The sequence below is a fragment of the Hylemonella gracilis str. Niagara R genome, from assembly GCF_000600295.1.
GTDB lineage: Bacteria > Pseudomonadota > Gammaproteobacteria > Burkholderiales > Burkholderiaceae_C > Hylemonella > Hylemonella gracilis_A.
Genome location: NZ_JEMG01000001.1, coordinates 2,946,912 through 2,970,130 on the forward strand (window position 1 = coordinate 2,946,912; position 23,219 = coordinate 2,970,130).

A 23,219-nucleotide genomic window follows, 5' to 3' on the forward strand; every position below is an offset into this window, starting at 1 on the left:
TCCTGCAAAATTAAGAAAATAGAACGACCGTGCGATTTCTGTGAGGCCGCATTCTAAACGGAGCTTTTGTCCTTTCCGGTAGTCCGGTTGGCCTGCGGCGGAGATTCCTCCGCCCAATGCACCACGCGCTGCGGATAGGGAATGTCAATCTTCGCTTCACGCAAGGCCTGAAGGACGCGCAGATTGATGTCCGAACGCAGGCCGCCGTGGCCAACCTCCGGATCGTCGATCGCGAAAGCGAGCGTGAACTCCAGCCCGTCGGCGCCGAAGTTGTCCAGCATCGCCACGGGCGACGGCGCCTGACGTACGCGCGGCTGCGCCGACGCGGCATCTACCAGGAACTGCATCACTTGCGCCGGATCGCTGTCGTAACCGACCGTGATCTTGATGCTGAGCCAGACAAAGGGTTCTGGCGAGAGGTTTTCCACCCGCTGGGTGATGAACAACTCATTGGGCACCACCGACTCACGGCCATTGAGCGCGCGGATCAAGGTATAGCGGGTCTTGATGTCCGTCACCACGCCCTCGAAACCGTCCACACGCACCATGTCACCAATGCGCAGCGAACGCTCCAGCAGGATGACAAAACCGCTGACGTAGTTAGCCGCCAGCTTCTGCAAGCCAAAGCCCAGGCCCACCCCCAGCGCGCCGCCCAGCACCGACAAGGCCGTGAGGTCCACGCCCACCGCGGACAGCACGAACAGCAGACCGATGAAGAGCAGGCCGGCGCGGATCGCGTTGGCCGCGATCTTGCGCATGGACAGATCGCCCACGCCGCCACGCAGGATGCGCTTTTCCAGCGTGGCCGAGATCCACAGCACCACCACCAGCATCAGCGCGGACGACACCGCCCCTTCGAACAGCGTACGCAGGCTGACGCGCGTCTGTCCGAAGGCGAAGGTGATGTCCTCCATCTCGGCCTGCACCACGGGCAGGAAACCGGTGATCCACAAGACCGCGCCGACCCAGGCCAGCCAGGAGACGGATTGCTCGATGAACTTGATCGATGCCGACTGCGGAAAGGACGCGCGCAGCACGCGCACGCACAGGCGGATGACCGCCAGAGAGACAAAGATGGGCAGGGCCACGCGCAGCAGCAGCACGGGCTGGTGCAAGGCCATTCCGTACCGGGCCCCGTAGATCAGCAACAGCGCCAGCAAGGGGAACAGCAAGCCATCGATGGTGTGCTGACCGAACCAGACGGATTCATACTTGGCGGGCTCGCCGGCCAGGTCAGGCCTCCCGCCCGTACGCTGCCCCATGAACCGGGCCACGCCCCAGGCCAGCGCCAGGCAGGCCAGCAACACCAGGGCCTCGACCCAGACCACGGCCTGGTCCCATTCATTCAAGAGATTTTGAAGTGCTGTGGTTTCCATAAACTTGCATTACACATCTGCCAACACGCGCACATGGGCTTCCACGCTGCGGCCCAGGGCACTGAGGTTGTAGCCGCCTTCCAGGCAGGAGACGATGCGCCCCTTGCCGTGGCGGCGGGCCACTTCCATCAGGCGCTCGGTGATCCAGGCGTAGTCAGCCTCGACCAGGCCGAGCTGGCCCATGTCGTCCTCGCGGTGCGAATCAAAACCAGCGCTGATGAAGATCAGCTCGGGCTGGTGCGCCTCCAGGCGCGGCATCCAATAGGTGTCCACCAGCTCACGGATTTCCAATCCCCGGGTGTAAGCCGGCACGGGGATGTTGACCATGTTGTCCGCGCTCGGCGGTTCGCCACTGTGCGGGTAGTAGGGGTGCTGGAAGAAACTGGCCATCAGGATGCGGCTATCCCCCGCGACGATGTCCTCGGTGCCGTTGCCATGGTGCACGTCGAAGTCCACGATGGCCACGCGCCTGAGGCCGTGGCGCTCCAAGGCGTACTTCGCGGCCACGGCCACGTTGTTGATGAAACAAAAACCCATGGCTTTGCCGCGCATGGCGTGGTGACCGGGCGGACGCACGGCACAGAAGGCATTCTGGAACTCGCCCGCGATCACCGCGTCGGTGGCGGCCATGGCCGCGCCCGCGCTGCGCAGGATGGCGTCCCAGGTGGCGGTATTCATCGAGGTGTCGGGGTCGATCATGGCGTAGCGCGGACCACCGGCGGCGGCATCGTCAGCCAGCGTCGCGCACAAGCCCCGCAGCGCGGCGATGTGCGTGCGCTCATGCGCGAGTTCCAGTTCGTCCAGCGAGGCGATCGGCGCCTCCACGCGGGTCAGGGCCACGTCCAGCCCGCTGGCGATCAGTCGGTCCTCGATCGCGTCCAGGCGCTGCGGGCACTCAGGATGGTCCGGCCCCATCTCGTGCTTGCGGCAATCACCGTGGGTGTAATAAGCGGTTGCGCTCATGACGCCTTGCTCCTCGTCCTAGTCCTGGTCCATCGGCCGTGCCGCCTCATCCCGGCGTGGCTTTTGTGATGCATCCTTCCAATTAAAACACCTCGGACCCACCCGAGGCTGCGGGCGCTGCCAGGGCCCAGAGCGCGTGCTCGCGCAGCAGCGGGTCGGCGCCCGGGTCGGCATAGATCTGCAACGCGGCGCGGATCGCCGCCGAGTCCTCGGCGTCCACTGTCCCGCCACGCAAGGCATTGCCCAGGGCGACGAGGATGTTGCGCCGCCAGCGCGCGTGACCGATGCGGCGGATGGCGCTGCCTTCGGTGCGACGCAGGAACTCGGCCTCGTCCCAAGCCAGCAAGGTCAGCAGATCGCCCCGGGCCATGTCCGCCCGGGCGTCGAAATCCGGCAAGGTACTGCGCCGCGCGTATTTGTTCCAGGGGCAGACCAATTGGCAATCGTCACAGCCGTAAATGCGCTGCCCCATCAAGGGACGCAACTCCTCGGGGATCGCGCCCGGGTGCTCGATGGTGAGGTAGGAGATACAGCGGCGCGCGTCCAGGCGGCCTGGCCCCAGGATGGCCTGCGTGGGGCAGACCGTGATGCAGGCGCTGCAGCTTCCGCAATGCGGGCTGACCGGCTCGGTCGGTGGCAAGTCCAGGTTGAGGAAGATCTCGCCGAGGAAAAACATGGAACCCGCATCGCGGTCCAGCACCAGGGTGTGCTTGCCGCGCCAGCCCAGGCCGCTGCCTGCGGCCAGTTCAGCTTCCAGCACGGGCGCGGAGTCGGTGAAGACGCGGTACTGGAACGCAGTGTCCCTCCCGGACCCGTCCACGGGCGCCAGGACTTGGTCCCGCAAATGCTGTTCCATGCGTTCGGCCAGCTTCTGCAGGCGGGATCGCAGCACCTTGTGGTAGTCCCGCCCACGGGCGTACAGCGAAATCACGCCCTCACGCGGTCGCTGCGTGGACTGCACACGCGCCAGCTCGACGGCCTGCCAGCCCTCTGGGGTATCGCGCGGCAGGTAGTCCATGCGCGCGGTGACCACGCTGACCGTGCCCGGCACCAGCTCAGCTGGCCGCGCGCGTTTCATGCCATGAGCGGCCATGTAAGCCATCTCGCCGTGGAAGCCATGCGACAACCAGGCCTTTAATCCCGCCTCGGCCGAAGATAAATCGACGTTGTGCACGCCAATTTGCGAAAATCCCAGCTCACGCGCCCAAACCCGGACTTGCGAGATGAATTGCCCCTTGTCGATGTGACTGTTGACCTGCACGCACCCATTGTAGAAAACCGCTTCCTGCGTGACGAAGCCGCCACGCAGGCCCTCGCATCCACGCTCGCGGCAGCCTATGCCGCGCTGCCGGGTCTCCCGCCAGAACAACCCAGCGCCATCATCGAATTGCATGGCAACCTCGGCGCTGGCAAAACCACACTGGTACGCCATCTGCTGCGCGCCCTGGGCGTGACCGGCCGCATCAAGAGCCCCACCTATGCCGTGGTGGAACCGCACGAGGCGCCCGCCACGGCGACCCGGCCCGCGCTGCCGATCTGGCACTTCGATTTCTACCGTTTCAAGGACCCGCGTGAATGGGAAGACGCAGGCTTGCGTGACCTGTACGCCAGCCCGGGCCTGAAACTGGCCGAGTGGCCTGAACAAGCGGCGGGTCTGCTGCCCGTGCCCGACCTGGAAATCACGCTCAGTGCGCCAGTGTTGGCGGACTCAGGCACGGATGCCCCGGCCGAGACAGGCCGCCAAGCCAGATTGACAGCCCATAGCGCGACCGGCGCCACGCTGCTGCATGCGCTCGCCGTTCCGGAGGGAGGCGCATGATCCAGCGTCGCGACCTCCTCCACGCCGGCACCATCGTTCTGCTGCTGGGCCGGACCGAGCTGGCGCAGGGCGCGGCCACGCGCGCGGGCCCTTCCATCGTCGCCGTTCGCGTCTGGCCGGCCGAGGACTACTCACGCGTCACGCTGGAATCCGATGCCCCGCTGCACGCCAAGCAGACCTTCATCAGCCATCCGCCCCGGCTGGCGGTGGACATAGACAACCTCACGCTCAATCCCACCTTGCGCGAACTGGTCGCCAAGGTGCAAGCCGATGATCCGAACATCGCGGGCATCCGGGTCGGTCAATACACCAAGAGCGTGGTGCGCTTGGTCGTCGACCTGAAGCAGGCCATCGAGCCCCAGGTCTTCGCGCTCAAGCCCATCGAACCCTACCAGCACCGCCTGGTGTTCGATCTCTACCCCAAGGTCAGCACCGACCCGTTGGCGGTGCTGATCGCCGAGCAACTGCGCCAGGCCCAGGAGGCCGATCGGAAACTGCCCCCCGTGGTCAGCGGCCCCACAGGCGGCAAGGGCACCATGGGCACGGGGCAGGCGGTGCCCGAGGTCATCGATCCCTTGGCCGAGTTGTTGGCCAGACAAGGAAGCAAGGCGCCACGCGGACCCGCGACCGATCCGAACAGCATCCCGCCGGAGCTGATTCGCGAAAGCACGACCGGAACCAACCGCCTCATCATCGTCGCACTCGATCCCGGACACGGCGGCGAGGACCCTGGCGCCATCGGCCGACGCGGCACGCGCGAGAAAGACGTGGTGCTGCGCCTGGCCCGCCAATTGCGCGACCGCATCAATGGCGCCCAGGTCAATGGCAACACCATGCGCGCCTTCCTCACGCGCGACGGTGACTTTTTCGTGCCCCTGCACACCCGGGTGAACAAGGCGCGGCAGGTCAAGGCCGATCTTTTCGTGAGCATCCATGCCGACGCCTTCTACACACCACGCCCGCAAGGCGCGAGCGTGTTCGCGCTGAGCCACGGCGGCGCGTCCAGCAGCGCGGCACGCTGGATGGCGGCCAAGGAAAACAAGGCGGATTTGATCGGCGGGCTCAACATCCAGGCGCAGGACCGGCAGGTGCAACGCGCCCTGCTGGACATGAGCACCAGCGCGCAGATCCGTGACAGCCTGCAACTGGGCAGTGCCATGCTGCAGGAGATCGGTCGCGTGGGCAAGCTGCACAAACCGCGCGTGGAACAGGCGGGTTTCGCGGTGCTCAAGGCGCCGGACATCCCCAGCGTGCTGGTGGAAGCCGCTTTCATCAGCAACCCCACCGAGGAAGCGCGGCTCAACAGCGCCAGCTACCAAGCCCAACTCGCCGACGCGCTGATGAAGGGCATCGAAACCTATTTCGCGAAGAACCCGCCGCTGGCCAGGAACCGCAGCCTCTGAACTGCCCGCTTCTAGGCGAGGGCGCGCGTTTTTTGAGAGAAAGGACGACTCAATCGTCCAGATGCGGCCGCGACAGCCCTTCGGCCGGCTCGCCGGTTTCAGGATCGATCCAGTCGGCAATGCCCAACTCGCTCTCGGCCTCTTGCAGGCTTTCGCCCGGTTCCGGCGCGTCGAGGTCGGCGGCGGCCTCCATGTCGGCCTGGGCTTCCCCGAAGGTGTCATAGGGACCGTACTCGCGCCCTTCCTTGCCATCGGCGTCGGCCAGGCTCCAGTAGTAACCACCAGGCCGCTTGATGACCTGCCCCACGAACTGCTCCACCGCCTCCGGCACGGCCTTCATGCTGGACGTGACGGGAATGGGGCTGTCAGCGAGGGGGAGCGATTTCTTGCCGGGCATGGCCACATGTTCACGCAGCGCAGCCCGATCTGCAAGCTGGACATTCATCCATTCCCGGTAACGGACGTATCCAATCACGGAGCGCGACCGTCATCGTGCGCTTCCTGCCTCAGGGCGCCATGGCGCGCTGGCGCGCGCGCCAGGCTCCCGCGATCACGATCAACCCCGGCACCAGGATCATGGCCCAGATGATGAAATCCAGGTTCTGCTTGACCCAGGGCAGGCTGCCCAGGAAATACCCGGCTGTGCAGATGCCCAGCACCCAGATCAACGCGCCCACGATGTTGTAGAGGGTGAACTTGACACGGCTCATCTCGGCCACGCCGGCGACGAAGGGCACGAAAGTGCGCAGGAAAGGCATGAACCGCGCCAGCACGATGGTGATGCCACCGTACTTTTCATAAAAGGCATGCGCACGTTCGAAGGCCTGCTTGTTGAAGAAGCGCGAGTTCTCCCACTGGAAGACCCTCGGCCCCACCCAGCGTCCGATCGTGTAGTTGCACTGGTCCCCCAGAATCGCCGCCGCCAGCAACACGGCGACGGCCACCGGGTAGCTCATCAGACCGGCCCCGGCCAGCGCGCCCACCACGAAGAGCAGGGAATCCCCCGGCAGGAAAGGCATGACGACCACGCCCGTCTCGACGAAGACGATCAGAAACAGCAGGGCATAGACCCAGACGCCATAGGCTTGAACAAAGGCTTGGAGATGGTCGTCGACGTGCAGGATGAAGTCGATCAGAAAAGAGATGAGTTCCATGCCGGTGATTATCCTTGTCCGCTCGGGGGCCCGCAGGCCTGCAAGCCCGACACCCGTACGGACTTAGTCCCAGTGCCCCTGCTCACGACTTCTCAGGCCGACGCCTGGCCCAGGGCGACGAACTCGCCGGAGAACGCCCCGGCCTGGCGCCCTTGAAACATCAGCACGGACGTTACCGTGATCCGCGCCTTGCCCTTGCGCACCAGCAGCCGCAGAAAACGCGGCCAATCCTCGTCGGGAGCCGGCGTGGCCTGGGCCTCGAAATCACCATCGATGGGGTGTTCGTATTCCATGGTGTTGCGCTGGATGACCAGGCGGGCACCGATGCCCTCCGCGCGCAGGCGCGTGTGCAACAAGGACCAGGCCGAGAGAATGGCAACGGCGGAAGCACTGCCGCCAAACACCGTGTCCCGATGGTTGATGTTGGGCCCCAGGGGCGCGCCCAGGACCAGGGCATGCGGCGCCACGGAAACAACGCTGACCTGCATCGCCTTGGACAAGGGAATGTGGGCATGCAGGTACTCCTGCAATTCCATGGGTGACATGGCGACATCCTTTCTGATTGGGCTCATCCGATTATGGGAAATTTCGCGCGGCCCCAATGCATGGCCCCGGCTCGCTCCAGGCGCTTAGACCTCGACCCCGCCTAAAATGCAGCAGTGAACGCTCCCCTGCCCACTTCGCCCCGACGCCCCATCCGCGAACTGCCCGATGAGCTCATCAGCCAGATCGCTGCGGGCGAGGTGGTGGAGCGCCCGGCCTCCGTGGTGCGCGAGTTGGTGGACAACGCGCTGGACGCGGGCGCGTCGCAGATCACCGTGCGGCTGCTGGCCGGTGGCGTGCGCCTGATTGCGGTCGAGGACGACGGGGCGGGCATTCCGTCCGGCGAATTGCCGATTGCCCTGAAACGCCACGCCACCAGCAAGATCGCCAGCCTGCAAGAATTGGAGTCGGTCGCCACCATGGGATTCCGTGGCGAGGCGCTGGCGGCCATCAGCTCGGTGTCGGAACTTTCCATCCTCTCGCGCACGGTGGACCAGGCCACGGCCTTCCTGCTCGACGGCCGCACAGGCGAGATCCAGCCGGCGGCGCGCAGCCAGGGCACCACGGTCGAGGTGAAGGAACTCTTCTTCAGCACGCCAGCCCGTCGTAAATTCCTCAAGACCGACGCCACCGAGCTGGCCCACTGCATCGACGCGGTGCGGCGCCATGCGCTGGCGCGTCCCGAAGTCGGCTTCGCGATCTGGCATGAAGGCAAGCTGGTCGAGCAATGGCGCGCCTGCGGCGAGGCCGCAGGAGTGACCTCGGACGAGGCTGAGGAAGCATCACGCAGCCGCGCCTTCGACCAGCGCCTCGCCGACGTGCTCGGCGAGGACTTCATCAGCGCTTCCGTCACCGTGGATTACCAGGGCCGCGATGCCAGCGGCCGGGCCATCCGCGTGCGCGGCCGCGCGGGTGTGCCCGACGCCGCGCGCAGTCGCGCCGACCAGCAATTCAGCTACGTCAACGGCCGTTATGTGCGCGACAAGGTGTTGACGCACGCCGCACGCAGTGCCTACGAGGACGTGCTGCACGGCCAGCGTCAGCCAGTCTACGCGCTGCACATTCAGATCGACCCGACCCGGGTGGACGTGAACGTGCACCCGACCAAGATCGAGGTGCGCTTCCGCGACAGTCGCGAGGTTCACCAGGCCGTGCGCCATGCGCTCGAAGACGCCCTGGCCGCCCCGCGCGCCCAGGCCGCCGTGGCAGGAGAAGTCGCTCCCGCCTACGCGCAACTGAGCGCCAGCCTGCCCGCTGCCGCCCCGGCCTGGACCCAACCGGCCATGCGCTTCGACGCGCCGGCCACCGAAGCGCATGAAGCCGGGCCCCGGAGCTACGGTGCCCCCTGGACCGGCGGGCGCGCGGACGAAACCCGCGGCCACCCCATCCAGGACCTGGCCGCGCTCTGGCAGCCAGCCGCGGTCCGCTCCACACCCGCCACAGGTCTGGACGGCACGGGGGGCGCACAAGACATGACAGGCGGGGCCTCGACCAGTTCGTTTCCCGCCACGGCAGACGCCCCGCCCTCACACGAGGGAACGGACTGGCCGCTGGGCAAGGCCCTGGCCCAGTTGCAAGGCATTTACATCCTGGCCGAGAACGCTCAGGGCCTGGTCATCGTGGACATGCATGCCGCGCACGAGCGCATCGTCTATGAACGGCTCAAGCAGCAGCTCGACCTGCACATGCTCACCAGCCAACCGCTGCTGATCCCGGCGTCCTTCGCCGCCACGCCACAGGAAGTGGCGACCGCCGAAGCCCACGAGGACACGCTGGCCAGTCTGGGTATGGAAGTCAGCGCCCTCACACCCAAGACCCTGGCCGTGCGTGCCGTGCCCAGCACCCTGGCCCAGGGCGACGCCGTGGAGCTGGCGCGCAGCGTGCTGGCCGAGCTGGCCGAGATCCCCCATGGCGAAGGCGCGCGGGTCATCGAACGCGCGCGCAACGAGATCCTGGGCACCATGGCCTGCCACGGCGCGGTGCGCGCCCACCGCCAGCTCACGCTCGCGGAAATGAACGCCCTGCTGCGCGACATGGAGCGTACCGAACGCTCCGACCAGTGCAACCATGGCCGACCGACTTGGCGCCAGGTCACGCTCAAGGACCTGGACGCACTCTTCCTGCGCGGACGCTGAGCCGATTTCCCCTACAGCCGCACATCCCTCGCGCGCGGCGGCATCATCGGGGCCCATGAAACATCGGCGGCTCTGGCTCATCCCCCTGCTCACCCTCTTGACCGCGCTGGGCCTGCTCGCAGGCTGCGGCACGCTGGACGAAAAACAGCGCGGCTGGATCTTCCAGCCCTCGGACCGCAGCTGGTGGGGCGGCGAAAGCGCCGCCGAAGGCATGAGCGAGGTCTGGATCGACTTCATGGCGCGGGAACACGACGGTGACGCCGGGACCAGCCAGGCCGCGCGCCTGCACGGGCTCTGGCTGGCGCACCCCGATCTGACACGGCGCAATCTGGGGCCCGACCAAGCACCGGTGCTGCTCTACCTGCACGGGGCACGCTACAACGTGGTGGGTTCGGCCCTGCGCGCGCGTCGCATGCAGGAACTCGGCTTCTCGGTGCTGGCCATCGACTACCGTGGTTTTGGCAAGAGCACGGCCGGACTGCCCTCCGAGGCCAGCGCGTACGAGGACGCCCGCGCCGCCTGGGACTGGCTGGCGCGCCAGTACCCTGACCGCCCGCGCTACATCTTCGGCCATTCCCTGGGCGGCGCCATCGCCATCGAACTGGCAGCACAGGTGGCGGACGAACGCGGCACCTTGGTCGAGGGCACCTTCACGTCCATCCCCGACGTGGTGAGCAGCTACAAATGGGGCTGGCTGCTGTTCTGGCCTCTGGACAGGGCGCTGATCACGCAGAAACTGGAGGCCGTCAAACGGGTCGACCAAATCGGCTCACCGCTGCTGGTGGTGCATGGCAGCGCGGACCGCACGATCGCACCCACGCTCGGACGCCGGCTCTTCGAGGCCGCCACCGGCCCCAAGCGGTTCGAGCTGGTGGAAGGCGGAACCCACCACAACACCAACAGCGTCGGGCAAGACCAGTACCGGCTGGCGCTGGCCGAGCTGTTCGGCCTGCGCACCGCGCTCGATACGCTGGGTGCCTTGAATCAGGTCCGCTGAATTGATCACGCGCAGGCTGCATCCGCCCGTTTGATCTGCTAGCCTTGCGGCGATGTCCGCCCGCCCGTCCGGTCCGCCGCCCAACACCCCTCCCGCCGCCCCGCTGCCCCCTGCGCTCGCGATCGTCGGCCCCACTGCCAGCGGCAAGACGGCGGCGGCCCTGGCCATCGCGCAAGCGTTCCCGACGCCCACCCGGGCAGGCACACGGCCCGTCGAGATCATCAGTGCCGACTCCGCCCTGGTGTACCGCGGCATGGACATCGGCACCGCCAAGCCTGACGCGGCGGAACGGGCCATCGCGCCCCACCACCTGATCGACATCCGCGATCCTTCTGAGTCCTACAGCGCGGCGGAGTTCGTGCGCGACGCGACGCGGCTGATCCACGAGATCCACGCGCGCGGCCATCTGCCCTTGCTGGTCGGCGGCACCCTGCTGTACATCAAGGCCCTGCTCGAAGGCTTGGATGACCTCCCCCCCGCCGACGCCACGGTGCGCGCGGCGCTGGACGCCGAGGCCCGCGCACTGGGCTGGGCCGCCCTGCACACCGAACTGCAACGCGTCGACCCGGTGACCGCGATGCGTCTGCCGCCAGGCGACACGCAACGCATCCAGCGCGCGCTGGAGGTGTACCGCCTGACGGGGCGACCGCTGTCGAGCTTCCACACCCGCGCCACCAACGGCACGAGCAGCCCTCACGCACCAGCCCTCACCCTGATCGCGCTGGAACCGCAAGACCGGGTCTGGTTGCACGCAGGCATCGCGCGACGTTTTGACGCCATGCTGCAAGCGGGTCTGCTGGACGAGGTGCGCGCCCTGCGCGCACGTGGTGATCTGCATGCCGATCTGCCCTCGATGCGCTGCGTGGGCTACCGGCAGGCCTGGGAATTTCTGGACGCGCAGGAAGCGCAGGGGACTCCAGTAGCGCAAGAAACAGGACGGGACACCATGGCTGCTGCCAGGCTGGCCCCGAGCGGCCAGCGGGATGCACCGACTAAACGCGGCGCTCCCCAGACCGATCCACTGGACGAACTGCGCGAACGCGGCATCGCGGCCACGCGCCAACTCGCCAAACGGCAAATCACCTGGCTGCGCGGCCTGGCGCAAGCGGACTTGGTGCGCCACCAGGTGGCTTGCGACGCGCCGGACGCGCAGATCCGCGTGCTGGACTTGGCGCGACAGTTCGCCGCGACGCACTACGACACCCAAGCCTCGATGGAAGGAAGAAGTACATGAACAGGCAACGTCGTCTGCTGCTGGGCGCGGCGGGTTCCACGGGCGCCACCCTGGCCCTCTCTGCCTGCAGCACGCAGCAGGCGCTCAACATCGCCATGGCCAAAGACCCCAAGGCCGCGCTGCAGAACATCGCGGAAAACCGTGTCGAGTCCTACAAGACCAACCCCGAACTGCTGGTCGCGGACATCAAGCGCGCGCAGGCTGAATACAACAAGCTCATGGACGCGCTGCGCAGGAACAGCGGCAGGCAATGGGGCGAGCGTGAAGCCGGCACACTGCCCAGCCGCACGCGTTACGTCAAGTACACGGACGACTACAAGAGCCGCGCGGTCGTGGATTACGACGCGGGCACCCTCCTCATCGAGCACCTGGACGACCCTCAGGTGATCGACAAGCTTCGACGCGCCACCATCGTGGCCCTGCTCACGCCCAGTGACCCCGGCGCGGTGGACCTGTTCTCCGACAAGGAGGTGGTTTTGAGCGGAACGCCCTATCTGCAAGGGCTGGTGGTCGACCAGAACAACGCCGTCATCGACACACGTGGCGAAGCCGAAACCTACGCGCGCTGGCTGAGCAGCCACAGCGTGCAGCAGCGTCAGATCGACGTCAATGGCAAGAACAAGACCGTCCATTTCGTGCTGATGAAAATGGTCAACGCGAGCATCGACAAGCGCGCCCTGCGCTACGCCAGCATCGTGCGCAAGCACTCGGACAAGAACCAGGTCAGCCGCAGCCTGATCTACGCCATCATTCGCATCGAAAGCGCCTTCAATCCTTACGCCGTCTCCAGCGCACCGGCCTACGGCATGATGCAGCTCGTTCCCTCCAGCGGCGGGCGCGACGCCTACCGCAGGTCACGCGGCGAGGACGTGATGCCAAGCAAGGAGTTTCTCTTCGTGCCAGAGAACAACATCGAGCTGGGCGCGGCCTACCTCGGGCTGTTGCTGCATGACAGCCCCTTGAACGACATCCGGGACCCGCTCGCGCGTGAGTACTGCGCGATCGCCGCCTACAACACCGGGACCGGCAATGTTTATCGCGCCTTCAGCGACAAGACGGGCAAAGCCCGGCAGGACGAGGCCATCGACCGCATCAACGCCCTGCGCGCGGACGCGGTGTACAACACCCTGCGTCTCAAACTGCCTTACGAGGAGACGCGGGGCTACATCGTGAAGGCGGTGCAGGCCAAAAAGTCCTACACCGCGATGTGACAAAGGCTCAGGCCGCCTTCGTCACGCCATCCCAACGCGGGTAGTCGGTGTAGCCCACGGGACCTTCGGTGTAGAAGGTGGCGGAGTTGGGCGCGTTCAGCGGCGCGCCCGCGCGCAGGCGCTCGGGCAGGTCGGGGTTGGCCAGGTAGGCCGTGCCGAAGGCGACAGCGTCGAGCTTGCCCTCGGCGATGGCCTGGGCGGCTTCCGTGCCGCTGTAACCCATGTTGCCGATCAGCACACCCTTGTAAGCGGCGCGCGCGGGGGTCATCAGGTCACCCTTTTGCAGGCCCTTGAAGTCGCCGCGCATCAGGTGCAGGTAGGCCAGATTGAAGCGGTTCAGTTCCCCGGCCAGCCAGGACGTCAGGCCCACGGGGTCGCTGTCCTTCATGCTGTTGAAGCTGTTGAGCGGCGAGAGGCGCAGGCCCACGCGGTCGGCGCCCCAGACGCCGATGGTGGCTTCGAGCACCTCGAACAGCAGGCGGGCGCGGTTCTCGCGCGAGCCGCCGTAGGGGCCCGTGCGCTGGTTGGAACCATCGCGCAGGAATTCGTCCAGCAGATAACCATTCGCGCCATGCACTTCCACGCCATCGAAGCCGGCGGCCTTGGCGTTCAGCGCGGCCTTGCGGAAACCGTCCACGATGCCGGGCAGTTCGTCGTCACGCAGAGCACGCGGCGTCGCATACGCCACCTTGCCATGAGGGGTGTGCACCATGTCGCTGGTGATCGGGATCGCGCTGGGCGCGACGGGCTGCGCCCCACCGTTCAGATCAGGATGGCAGGCGCGCCCGCCGTGCCAGACTTGCAGGAAGATGCGTCCGCCGGCCTGGTGGACAGCGTCGGTCACCAGCCGCCAGCCGTCCACCTGGGCCTGGGAATGCACGCCCGGCTCCTTCCAGAAGGCCGAGTTGCCCTCCATGGCCATGGTGGCTTCGGCGATCAGCAGGCCGCCGCTGGCGCGTTGGGCGTAATGCTCAGCCATCATGGCGTTGGGCAGATGGGCCTCGCCGGCACGCGCGCGGGTCAGGGGCGCCATGAAGACACGGTTGGGCACGCTCAGCGCGCCGACTTGCAGGGGTGTGAACAGAGAAGCGGTCATATTCGTGGAGCAATGCACCGGTGGTGTAAGAAGTGAGGTTACGGATGGTGCCTCAAGCGCGGCGCTGCCGCCGCGCGGGCCTGGTATGCCCCGACCCCACACTTGGCCGATAGCCCGCCGCGATGCGTTAAACCGCAGAATGGCTTAAGGCATGGGCCTGCGCGAAGCCGGGCATGAAATTGTCGCAACCCCCGGGTTCGCCTTCGGGGAATCGATACACTGCCATGATGCCGCCATGCCATCGCGTGACCCAAACGGTACGTGCACGGACGCACCCCGCCCAGTTGGCCTGAACTTGCCTAAAGTCATCCCGGTGTATTAGGCTGGCGGCATCGCCGGCCTTCACGCCGCGAACCACCCGCAAAGGACATCCCATGAGCTCCCCCGCAGGCACCGCCCGCCCTGAACATCCCGGCACGCACAACAGCCACCTCGGCCAGAACCGCTTCGAATTGCTGCTGTTCCGGCTGGGCCAGGCCGCCGACAGCGAACGGCACGAGCTGTTCGGCATCAACATCTTCAAGGTGCGCGAAATCATGACCATGCCCGCGCTGACCAAGATGGTCAACGCGCCGCCACATGTGCTGGGCGTGGCGAACATCCGGGGCCAGATCATCTCCGTGATCGACCTGCCCGCGCTGACCGGCTGCAAGCCACCCAAGGACGACCGCATCCTTCTGGTGACCGAGTTCGCACGCACCACCCAGGGTTTTGCCGTTGAGGAAGTCACGGAGATCGTGCAGGTGGACTGGAAGCATGTGCTCACCGCCAACGGGAGTGGCGGCCAGTTCGTCACCAGCATCGCGCGGGTGGACGGCGACGCCGAGAACTCACGCCTGGCCCAGGTGATCGACGTGGAGCGCATCCTGCACGACGTGCAACCCGACCATGCCAAGTTCGACCACCCCACGGGCAAGCGCATCACCCTCCCACCGGGCGCCGTGCTGCTGGCCGCCGATGACTCCGCCATGGCCTGTGAACTCATCCAGAAAGGCATGGAAGCCCTGGGCGTGCCCTGCGTTCTGACCCACAACGGCAAAGAAGCCTGGGAACAGCTGCAGACCCTCGGCGCCCAGGCGGCTCGGGAAGGCAAGCGGGCCCGGGACAAGGTCGCCCTGCTGCTGACCGACCTTGAAATGCCCGAGTTGGACGGTTTCAACCTGACCCGCCTGGTCAAGGCCAACCCGCAGTTCAGCGACATCCCGGTCGTGATCCATTCCTCGCTCACCGGCAGCGCGAGCGAAATACAGGCCAAGAGCGCGGGGGCGGACGCCTACATCACCAAGTTCCACATCGACGAACTGGCGGACAAGCTGCGCGAGGTGTTGGCCAAACGCTGAACGTTGCCCCGGTGGCAACGTCCGCCCTTCCCGCGTATCCATGCGCGGCGACGGACACGGGCCAGCCGCGGGGCGCGTTTCATGCAAGCCGGCTATGCTCTGCCGCCATGCCCGACACCGCGACATCCACGCCTCCATCCGCCCCTGCCACCGCTTCTGTCGCTGAGCCGCCACGCGCCCGGCCCCAGTCCTTGAGCGGGCTCGGGCCCTTCCTGCGGCCCTACCGTGGGCGCATCGGGCTGGCCTTGCTCTTCCTGGCCCTGGCTGCGGCCGCCACCCTGGTCTTTCCGTTGGCCCTGCGCGCCCTGATCGACCAGGGCCTGAGTTCACCGGCCTCGGCCGAGGGCCGGGGCGAACAATTGCTGGCCCTGCGCGAGCATTTCGCCCTGCTCTTTGGCGTGGCGGCGGCCTTGGGTCTGTTTTCCGCCGTGCGCTTCTACCTGATGAGCTGGCTGGGCGAGCGTGTCACCGCCGATCTGCGCGCAGCCATCTATGCCCATGTGCTGCGGCAAAGCCCCGAGTTCTTCGAGACCACGCAGACCGGCGAGGTGCTCTCGCGCCTGACCGCCGACACGACGCTGGTACAGACCGTGGTGGGCTCGTCCTTTTCCATGGGCCTGCGCAGCGCCGTCACCGGCCTCGGCGCGCTGGCCATGCTGGTCTGGACCAACCCCTGGATCATGACCCAGGTTCTGGGTGTGCTGGTGCTGGTGGTGCTGCCCAGCGTCTGGTTCGGGCGCCGCGTGCGACGCCTCTCACGCGCCAGCCAGGACCGCGTGGCCGATACCAGCGCCATCGCGGGCGAGGTGCTGAACGCCATCCCCGTGGTCCAGGGCTACACGGCCGAGGGGCGCGAAACCCGCCGCTTCGCCGACGCCACCGAAAACGCCTTCATGACCGCCCGCCGCCGCGTGCGGGCGCGCGCCACGCTGATGGGCTTCATCATCATCGCCACCTCCGGCGCCCTGCTCTGGGGCCTGTACCAGGGCACCCAGGCCGTGCTGGCGGGGCAGATCAGCGCCGGGCACCTGGGCCAGACCGTGGTCTACGTCATCATGCTGGCCAGTTCCTTCGCCGTGCTGGGCGAGGTCTACGGTGAACTGCTGCGCGCGGCGGGCGCCACCGAACGGCTGATGGAACTGCTGCACCTGCGCTCGCCCATCACCTCCCCGTCACAAACCGTGGCCCTGCCCCCGGCCAGCGGCCCCAGCCAGGTCCGCTTCGAGGCCGTGACCTTCAACTACCCCTCGCGCCCAACGCAACCGGCCCTGAAGAACTTCACGCTGGAGGTCCGCCCTGGCGAGACCGTGGCCCTGGTCGGCCCCAGCGGCGCAGGCAAGAGCACGGTGTTGCAACTGCTGCTGCGCTTCTACGACCCGCAGGCCGGTCGAGTCGTGCTGGACGGCGCACCCATCGACCGCCTGAAGCTGCAGGACCTGCGCGCGCGCATGGCCCTGGTGCCGCAGGAACCCGTGCTGTTCTCGGCCAGCGCGCTCGAAAATATCCGGTATGGCCGACCCGAGGCGAACGACACGGAAGTTCATGCCGCCGCCCGCGCCGCCCACGCGGACGACTTCATCCGCGCCCTGCCCGAGGGCTACGACACCTTCCTGGGTGAACGCGGCGTGCGCCTCTCGGGCGGCCAGCGCCAACGCATCGCCATCGCACGCGCCATGCTCAAGAACGCCCCCCTGCTGCTGCTGGACGAAGCCACCAGCGCGCTCGACGCCGAGAGCGAACGCATGGTGCAGGCCGCGCTGGAATCAGCCATGCGCGACCGCACCACCTTGGTCATCGCGCACCGCCTCGCCACCGTGCAGAAAGCCGACCGCATCGTGGTCATCGACCAAGGCCGCATCGTCGAGCAGGGCACGCACGCGGAACTGCTTCAGGCGGACGGGCTGTATGCGCGGCTAGCAGCGTTGCAGTTCAAGTCCTAGGACATGGACAGAAGACACCAGCCCATACCACGCGATACGCACACCCAGCCATGCTACGACGCTCACTGCTCGCACAAATCCTCGGCCTGATGGGTTGGCTGGCGCTGGCCTTCTCGGCAGCGGGGATGGGTGCGGTGGCCTCGATCGACGCCGGCAGTTTCTATGGTCAGTTGCTGCGCCCTAGCTGGGCACCGCCCGCCTCGGCGTTCGCACCGGTCTGGACGACGCTGTACCTGCTGATGGGACTGTCCGCCTGGCTGGCCTGGAGGGAACGGGGCGCGCCCCGCCAGGACGCGGCGCTTGGCCTGTTCGTCGCGCAACTCGGCGTCAACGCGCTCTGGTCCTGGCTGTTTTTTGTCTGGAACCTCGGCGCCTTGGCCCTCGTGGACGCCGTGCTGCTGTTCGTGCTGATCGCGCGGACCCTCATCCTGTTCTGGCGCATCAACCGCCTGGCGGCCCTGCTCCTGCTGCCTTATCTGGCCTGGGTCGGATTTGCATCGGCCCTCACATGGTCCGTGTGGCGCAACAACCCCGGACTGCTGTCATGAACGGCCTCGTGAGCATGGGTCTGCCTGCCTCTCGGCCTCAGCGCCGATCATCATGGTCGCGATCTCGGCTGCTGGCCCTGTTCTACTTTGTCGCCATGCCGCTTGCAGCCGGCGCCCAGAGCCTCGACGCCTCAGCAACCGGAATGCAGCGCATCGGACAGTTCGAGATCGACCGGACGGAGGTCAGCATCGGGCAATTTGCCGCCTATGTGGCGGCCACGGGCGCGGTCACCGAAGCGGAACGTCAGGGTGGCCAAACCTACGAGAGCGGCTGGCAACGGCGTGCCGGCTGGCACTGGCGCGCGCCCTTCGGCACACCGGGTGGTCCTCGTGAACCGGCGGTGCACCTCACCCATCCGGAGGCGGCCGCCTACTGCCGCTGGGCAGGTAAACGGCTGCCGACGGACCGCGAATGGGGCGAGGCCGCTTACACCGAGCACCGGGTGTCGCCACCACAGCCCTGGATCGCCGGGCGCAGCTACCGCTATCCGACCGGTGACCACCCCTCGGGCGCCAACTGCTTGGAGGGCTGCGGTCAGGTCGCGACCGTGGCGCGAGCGGTGACCTCACGTGGTCGCGGGCACGCCGAAGTCGGCCGCAGCGCCGCCGGCGTCAACGGCCTGTACGACATGGGCGGCAACGTATGGGAATGGGTGGACAGTGGTGCGGGCAGCGAGCAACGCACGCGCGGCGGCTCCTGGTGGTACGGACCCGAGGCCATGCGCGACGACCATGTGCAGACCAAACCGGCCACGATGTCGGCCGTCTACATCGGCTTTCGTTGCGCGCGTGACGCCCGCCCCTGAAGCCTGGCGAGACAGCGGGGGGCAGAGCTACTGCAGCGGCCCTTCGATGCCATCGGGCAGGAAAAGTGGCATCACGCTGATGCCCTCCTCCAGCAGGGCCTCGGCTTCCTTGGGCGTGGTTTTGCCCCGGATGCCGCGCTCCTCGCTTTCGCCATAGTGAATCTTGCGCGCTTCTTCGGCGAAGCGCTCGCCGACGTCCTCGGTCTGCTGGGCGACCTGGCGCGCGAACTGCAGGTAGGCGGCCTGCAAGGCCCGTAGTTCATTCGAGCCTGGGGCCTCGTTGCCGGTCGCGCCAGCGGTCTCGGTCAAGGAGGTCGTCGGACGCTCCGCTTGCGCCTGGGCCGGTTCGGTGTTGGCCGGCACGCTCGGTTTGGCGCCGAGGTTGATGCGCGGCGCGCTGGGCATTTTCTGGATGACCTTGTCACCACACAGCGGACATTCGAGCAAACCGCGCTCGGTCTGGCTGGCGTAGTCCTCTTCCGAGGCGAACCAACCTTCAAAGGTGTGGTGCGCGCCGCAACGCAGGTTGAAGACTTTCATGGCCGTGATTGTCCGGCGTTCTGGTTCAGCCTGCCGGCGTGGGGATCTGGCCCGGGTCTGTGTGCCAGTCCAGCGTCCAGGCGCCGGACAGCAGGTTCTGCAGCCAGAGCAGGCAGCTCAGGCTCTTGGCGTCGGTCAACTCGCCGCTGCGGCTCCAGTCCAGCAACTGCGCGGGCGTGGCAGCGAACACATCGAGGAACTCACCTTCGTCTAGCTGGCGTTCGCCTTGCTGCAAGCCACGCGCGAAATAAATGTGCAGGACCTCGGTGGAATAGGCGATGGCCAAATGCATCTCGCCAGCCCGGGCCCATTCACGCGCGGAGTAGCCGGTTTCCTCCAGCAGTTCGCGCTGACCGCAGGTCAGCGGGTCTTCGCCCGCGTCCAGCTTGCCCGCCGGAAATTCGACCATCACACGGCCCACGGGGTAGCGGTACTGGCGCTCGACGACCACGCGCCCATCGTCCAGCAGGGGCACGACGACCACGGCACCAGGGTGCGTCACATACTCACGGGTGGCGCTGCGGCCATCCGGCAAGGCCACGGTGTCACGGCGGGCTTCGAGAAAGTTGCCTTTGAACAGCGTCTCGCTGGCCAGACGCCGCTCGATCAGATGCTTGTCATCAGCGCTCATGATCTGCCTTGGACACGGGCATCCGTGGAGCCGGCTTTGCGGAGCCACTGGATGCGTCCCCTTGAGGGGATGGCGCGGAGCGCCTCAGGGGTGCCTCCTGAGATAGCGCCAGACAAACCCCGGGAAGGCCAGGGTCAGGAACAGCGCCGCCGTGACGGCGTAGAACTCCCAACCCTGGGACGTGATGCGGCCGGCGCGCTGCTCCAACCACAGACCGACACCGCCGACCAGAAAGTACAGCAGCACCAATTCCAGCAGGCGCAGCGCCAGGTTCTTGGGCGCCAGAGCGCCAGGCAAGGGCAGCACGGCCAGAAGGCGCTCGGTGAAAAACGGCAGATTGGCCGCCAACACCGCGAGCAAGATCAGGAACCAGATGGCACCGCTGGACGAGGACATCAGATCTCCGCTGGACCGCGCAAGCTCAGGACCTGAGCATCTGCACCACGGCGCGGGCGCAGAGGATCATCAATCCACCCGGCAAGATACCGAGCACCAGCACCAGCAGGCCATTGAGCGTCAACACCGCGCGGGTGCCCCAGGGCGCGCGCGCGGGCTCGCTCGCGGGGCCTTGGGCGGCAGGTGCGTCGAAGTACATGACCTTGACGACACGCAGGTAGTAGAAGGCACCGATCAGGGACATGAGGACCGCGAAGATGGCGAGGCCCAGACTCAGCAGGCTGCCAGAGGCGATCAGGGCCTGCAGCACGGACAGCTTGGCGTAGAACCCGACCATGGGCGGGATACCTGCCAGCGAGAACAGGCAGATGGCCATCACCGCCGCGTACAGGGGGCTGCGCTGGTTCAAGCCCGCCAGGTCGGAGATTTCCTCACTCTCAAAACCCTCGCGCGCCAGCAGCAGGATGACGCCGAACGCCGCCAAGGTGGTCAGCACATAGCTGACCATGTAGAACATGGCCGAGCTGTAGGCGTTGTCCGCGAAGCCTTCGTAATACCCTTGCACCACGCCCGACATCAGGCCCAGCAGCACGAACCCCATCTGCGCGATGGTGGAGAAAGCCAGCATGCGCTTGAGATTGGTCTGCGCGATCGCGGCCAGGTTGCCCACCAGCAGCGAGGCAACCGCCAGAATCATCAGCATCTGCTGCCAGTCAAACCACAGCGGCAGCATGCCTTCAACCAGCAGGCGGATGACGATGGCGAAAGCCGCCAGCTTGGGCGCTGCGCCGATCATCAACGTGATGGCCGTGGGCGCGCCCTGATAGACGTCGGGAATCCACATGTGGAAGGGTGCGACGCCCAGCTTGAAGGCCAGGCCCGCCACCACAAACACGATGCCGAAGGTGAGCACCTGCGGGTTCATGAGACCGGAGTTGGTGACGTTGAGCACCTCGTTGACGTTCAGCGTGCCGGTGGCACCGTACATCATGGACAGACCGTACAGCAGCAGGCCGGAAGCGAGCGAACCCAGCACGAAGTACTTCATCGCCGCCTCGGTGGACTGGGCGTGGTCGCGGCGCAAGGCCACCAGGGCGTAGCTGGACAGCGTGAGCAGTTCCAGGCCCAGGTAGATCATCAGGAAGTTGTTGCCGCCAATCATGATGAACATGCCCAGCAGCGCGAACAGGGACAGGCTGAACAGCTCGCCGCCGCGCAGCATGTCACGGTCGCCCGCGTAAGCGCGACCGTAGATCAGCGTGAGCATCACGGCGATGGTGGCAAAGCACTTGAGCCAGTTGCCCAGGGGGTCGCTGACCACCATGTCCGAGAGGCCGTACACCGTGGCGCCCGTGTCGGCGTAGAGGGCCTGAACGATGGCGACGGCCGCCAGGGTGATCAGGGTCAGCACGAAGCTGCCGGTGCGCAGGCGGCTTTTGACCAGCAGATCCAGCAGGGTGATGGCGCAGGCCATGACGAGCAGGACCAGCTCGGGAAAGACCGCGATCCAGCTAAAGGCATCAATCATTTGGGTACTCGCTAATCGTTCTGATGCGGAGGTGCGATGCGTGGGCGTTCAGTTGCCGGGCGCCGCCAGCTTGGAAACGGCCACATGCTTGAGCAACTCCGCGACCGAGACGTCCATCACGTCGGTGAAAGGCTTGGGCGCTATGCCCATCCAGAGCACGGCGAGCGCCAACAGGGTCAGCATCAGGAACTCGCGCCCGTTGATGTCCGTCAGTTCCTTGACATGGTCGTTGGCCACCGGGCCCAGGTAGACACGCTTGAACATCCACAGCGTGTAGGCTGCGCCAAAGATCAGGGCAGTGGCCGCCAGCAGACCGATCCAGAAGTTGGCCTTGACGGCGCCCAGGATCACCATCCATTCACCGACGAAACCGGCCGTGGCGGGCAGACCGCAATTGGCCATCGCGAACAGCAGGGCGAAGGCCGTGAACTTGGGCATGGTGTTGATGACGCCACCGTAGTCAGCAATCTGGCGCGAATGCATGCGGTCGTAGAGCACGCCGATGCAGAGGAACATCGCGCCTGACACAAAGCCGTGGGCGATCATCTGCACCAGGCCACCGCTGACGCCCAAATCATTGAAGAGGAAGAAGCCCAGGGTCACGAAGCCCATGTGCGCCACCGACGAGTAGGCCACCAGTTTCTTCATGTCCTGCTGCACCAGGGCAACCAGGCCAACGTAGATCACGGCGACCAGCGACAGAGTGATCATCAGCCAAGCCCATTCGTGCGCGGCGTCCGGCGCGATGGGCAGCGAGAAGCGCAGGAAACCGTAGGCCCCGAGCTTGAGCATGATGGCCGCCAGCACGGCGGAGCCGCCCGTGGGGGCCTCGACGTGCACGTCGGGCAGCCAGGTGTGCACCGGCCACATCGGCACCTTGACCGCGAAGGCCGCGAAGAAGGCGAAGAAGACCAGGGTCTGCTCGATTCCATCCAGTGGCAGCATATGCCAGGTCGCGATGTCGAAGCTGCCACCCGACTTGAGGTAAAGGAATATCAGGGCCAGCAGCAGCAGCAGCGAGCCCAGCAAGGTGTAGAGGAAGAACTTGAAGGCCGCGTAAATCTTGTTCGGGCCGCCCCAGATGCCGATGATGAGGTACATCGGGATCAGCGTGGCCTCGAAGAAGACGTAGAACAGCAGGCCGTCCAGCGCCGAGAACACCCCGATCATGAGTCCGCTCAGGATCAGGAAGGCGCCCATGTACTGGTTCACCCTCTCGGTGATGACTTCCCAGCCAGCGATGACCACGATCACGGTCATGAAGGCGGTCAGCAGCACGAACCAGAGCGAGATGCCGTCGACACCCACGTGGTAGTTCACGTTGAAGCGCGCCATCCACAGCGTGCGCTCGACAAACTGCATGGCTGCGGTTCCATTGTCGAACCCAGCCCACAGCGGCAGCGTGACCAGGAAGCTCGCCAGGGCGCCAATCAAGGCGACCCAACGCACAGCGCGCGCTTGACTCTCGCGCCCCAGCATCAGCAGCAGCACGCCGAAAGCAATTGGCAACCAGATTGCCAGGCTCAGCAAACCCATTCTGTTGTTCTCCAGTAATTCCC

Annotated in this window: 22 protein-coding genes; 10 read left to right on the plus strand and 12 right to left on the minus strand. The window is 66.3% G+C overall.

What is annotated here, in order from left to right; genetic code table 11:
- Positions 1-53 precede the first annotated feature (53 nt).
- From AZ34_RS13475 to queG, 3 genes are all read right to left on the minus strand, one after another.
- Complete coding sequence (locus AZ34_RS13475) at positions 54-1,376, minus strand: mechanosensitive ion channel family protein (protein ID WP_035608911.1); 1,323 nt, start codon at positions 1,374-1,376, stop codon at positions 54-56.
- Between the two features lie 9 nt (positions 1,377-1,385).
- On the minus strand, positions 1,386-2,339 hold the full coding sequence (locus AZ34_RS13480) for a histone deacetylase family protein (RefSeq protein WP_035608913.1): 954 nt from the start codon (positions 2,337-2,339) through the stop codon (positions 1,386-1,388).
- An 82-nt stretch (positions 2,340-2,421) separates the two neighbouring features.
- The gene (queG, locus tag AZ34_RS13485; RefSeq protein ID WP_231495533.1) at positions 2,422-3,600 is read right to left on the minus strand and encodes a tRNA epoxyqueuosine(34) reductase QueG; all 1,179 of its coding nucleotides are present in this window, start codon (positions 3,598-3,600) and stop codon (positions 2,422-2,424) included.
- Between queG and tsaE the strand changes: the two genes are divergently transcribed.
- The gene (gene tsaE, locus AZ34_RS13490; protein WP_081767221.1) at positions 3,583-4,158 is read left to right on the plus strand and encodes a tRNA (adenosine(37)-N6)-threonylcarbamoyltransferase complex ATPase subunit type 1 TsaE; all 576 of its coding nucleotides are present in this window, start codon (positions 3,583-3,585) and stop codon (positions 4,156-4,158) included. The two genes, queG and tsaE, sit on opposite strands and share 18 nt — an antisense overlap.
- Complete coding sequence (locus tag AZ34_RS13495) at positions 4,155-5,561, plus strand: N-acetylmuramoyl-L-alanine amidase (protein WP_035608915.1); 1,407 nt, start codon at positions 4,155-4,157, stop codon at positions 5,559-5,561. Before tsaE ends, AZ34_RS13495 begins: the two co-directional genes overlap by 4 nt.
- Positions 5,562-5,610: 49 nt before the next feature.
- Here AZ34_RS13495 and AZ34_RS13500 read toward each other — a convergent pair whose 3' ends face one another.
- The 3 genes from AZ34_RS13500 to AZ34_RS13510 all read right to left on the minus strand — a co-directional run bounded on the left by AZ34_RS13500 (position 5,611) and on the right by AZ34_RS13510 (position 7,260).
- On the minus strand, positions 5,611-5,958 hold the full coding sequence (locus AZ34_RS13500) for a hypothetical protein (protein ID WP_231495535.1): 348 nt from the start codon (positions 5,956-5,958) through the stop codon (positions 5,611-5,613).
- 109 nt (positions 5,959-6,067) lie between these two features.
- A complete protein-coding gene (locus tag AZ34_RS13505; protein WP_035608917.1) occupies positions 6,068-6,715 on the minus strand; it encodes a DedA family protein in 648 nt (215 codons plus the stop codon).
- A gap of 92 nt (positions 6,716-6,807) precedes the next feature.
- Positions 6,808-7,260 (minus strand): YiiD C-terminal domain-containing protein, encoded by a 453-nt coding sequence (locus AZ34_RS13510; RefSeq protein WP_035608920.1) that lies wholly within the window; start codon positions 7,258-7,260, stop codon positions 6,808-6,810.
- Between the two features lie 114 nt (positions 7,261-7,374).
- Between AZ34_RS13510 and mutL the strand changes: the two genes are divergently transcribed.
- Genes mutL through AZ34_RS13530 form a run of 4 tightly spaced genes read left to right on the plus strand, consistent with a single transcriptional unit; the run spans position 7,375 to position 12,835 of the window.
- On the plus strand, positions 7,375-9,393 hold the full coding sequence (gene mutL / locus AZ34_RS13515; RefSeq protein WP_035608924.1) for a DNA mismatch repair endonuclease MutL: 2,019 nt from the start codon (positions 7,375-7,377) through the stop codon (positions 9,391-9,393).
- Between the two features lie 55 nt (positions 9,394-9,448).
- Positions 9,449-10,390: an alpha/beta hydrolase gene (locus tag AZ34_RS13520; RefSeq protein WP_035608927.1), complete on the plus strand. Its 942-nt coding sequence runs from the start codon at positions 9,449-9,451 to the stop codon at positions 10,388-10,390.
- A gap of 52 nt (positions 10,391-10,442) precedes the next feature.
- The gene (miaA, locus tag AZ34_RS13525) at positions 10,443-11,624 is read left to right on the plus strand and encodes a tRNA (adenosine(37)-N6)-dimethylallyltransferase MiaA (protein WP_035608928.1); all 1,182 of its coding nucleotides are present in this window, start codon (positions 10,443-10,445) and stop codon (positions 11,622-11,624) included.
- On the plus strand, positions 11,621-12,835 hold the full coding sequence (locus AZ34_RS13530) for a murein transglycosylase domain-containing protein (RefSeq protein ID WP_035608929.1): 1,215 nt from the start codon (positions 11,621-11,623) through the stop codon (positions 12,833-12,835). Before miaA ends, AZ34_RS13530 begins: the two co-directional genes overlap by 4 nt.
- Positions 12,836-12,842: 7 nt before the next feature.
- Here the strand turns inward: AZ34_RS13530 and AZ34_RS13535 are convergent, their stop codons facing one another.
- A complete protein-coding gene (locus AZ34_RS13535) occupies positions 12,843-13,931 on the minus strand; it encodes an alkene reductase (RefSeq protein ID WP_035608931.1) in 1,089 nt (362 codons plus the stop codon).
- Positions 13,932-14,305: 374 nt separating this feature from the next.
- Here AZ34_RS13535 and AZ34_RS13540 point away from each other — a divergent pair, with 374 nt between their 5' ends.
- The 4 genes from AZ34_RS13540 (at position 14,306) to AZ34_RS13555 (ending at position 18,565) form a co-directional block, all read left to right on the plus strand.
- Positions 14,306-15,271 carry a chemotaxis protein gene (locus AZ34_RS13540; protein WP_035608933.1) on the plus strand — a complete coding sequence of 322 codons (966 nt, stop codon included), beginning with the start codon at positions 14,306-14,308 and terminating at the stop codon, positions 15,269-15,271.
- 107 nt (positions 15,272-15,378) lie between these two features.
- On the plus strand, positions 15,379-17,211 hold the full coding sequence (locus tag AZ34_RS13545) for an ABC transporter transmembrane domain-containing protein (protein WP_051509841.1): 1,833 nt from the start codon (positions 15,379-15,381) through the stop codon (positions 17,209-17,211).
- 50 nt (positions 17,212-17,261) lie between these two features.
- Entirely contained in the window at positions 17,262-17,759 is a 498-nt protein-coding gene (locus AZ34_RS13550) for a TspO/MBR family protein (protein ID WP_035608937.1), read from the plus strand.
- Positions 17,756-18,565 (plus strand): formylglycine-generating enzyme family protein, encoded by an 810-nt coding sequence (locus AZ34_RS13555; RefSeq protein WP_197026557.1) that lies wholly within the window; start codon positions 17,756-17,758, stop codon positions 18,563-18,565. Before AZ34_RS13550 ends, AZ34_RS13555 begins: the two co-directional genes overlap by 4 nt.
- Positions 18,566-18,592: 27 nt before the next feature.
- Here AZ34_RS13555 and AZ34_RS13560 read toward each other — a convergent pair whose 3' ends face one another.
- The 5 genes from AZ34_RS13560 to AZ34_RS13580 form a co-directional block, all read right to left on the minus strand.
- Positions 18,593-19,105: a DUF1178 family protein gene (locus tag AZ34_RS13560; RefSeq protein WP_035608939.1), complete on the minus strand. Its 513-nt coding sequence runs from the start codon at positions 19,103-19,105 to the stop codon at positions 18,593-18,595.
- Between the two features lie 25 nt (positions 19,106-19,130).
- A complete protein-coding gene (locus tag AZ34_RS13565; RefSeq protein WP_035608942.1) occupies positions 19,131-19,736 on the minus strand; it encodes an NUDIX domain-containing protein in 606 nt (201 codons plus the stop codon).
- An 84-nt stretch (positions 19,737-19,820) separates the two neighbouring features.
- Positions 19,821-20,132 (minus strand): DUF2818 family protein, encoded by a 312-nt coding sequence (locus tag AZ34_RS13570; RefSeq protein WP_035608946.1) that lies wholly within the window; start codon positions 20,130-20,132, stop codon positions 19,821-19,823.
- 25 nt (positions 20,133-20,157) lie between these two features.
- The gene (nuoN, locus tag AZ34_RS13575; RefSeq protein WP_035608948.1) at positions 20,158-21,660 is read right to left on the minus strand and encodes an NADH-quinone oxidoreductase subunit NuoN; all 1,503 of its coding nucleotides are present in this window, start codon (positions 21,658-21,660) and stop codon (positions 20,158-20,160) included.
- 48 nt (positions 21,661-21,708) lie between these two features.
- Positions 21,709-23,196, minus strand: coding sequence for an NADH-quinone oxidoreductase subunit M (locus AZ34_RS13580; RefSeq protein WP_035608952.1), 1,488 nt, complete (start codon positions 23,194-23,196; stop codon positions 21,709-21,711).
- Positions 23,197-23,219: the final 23 nt, after the last annotated feature.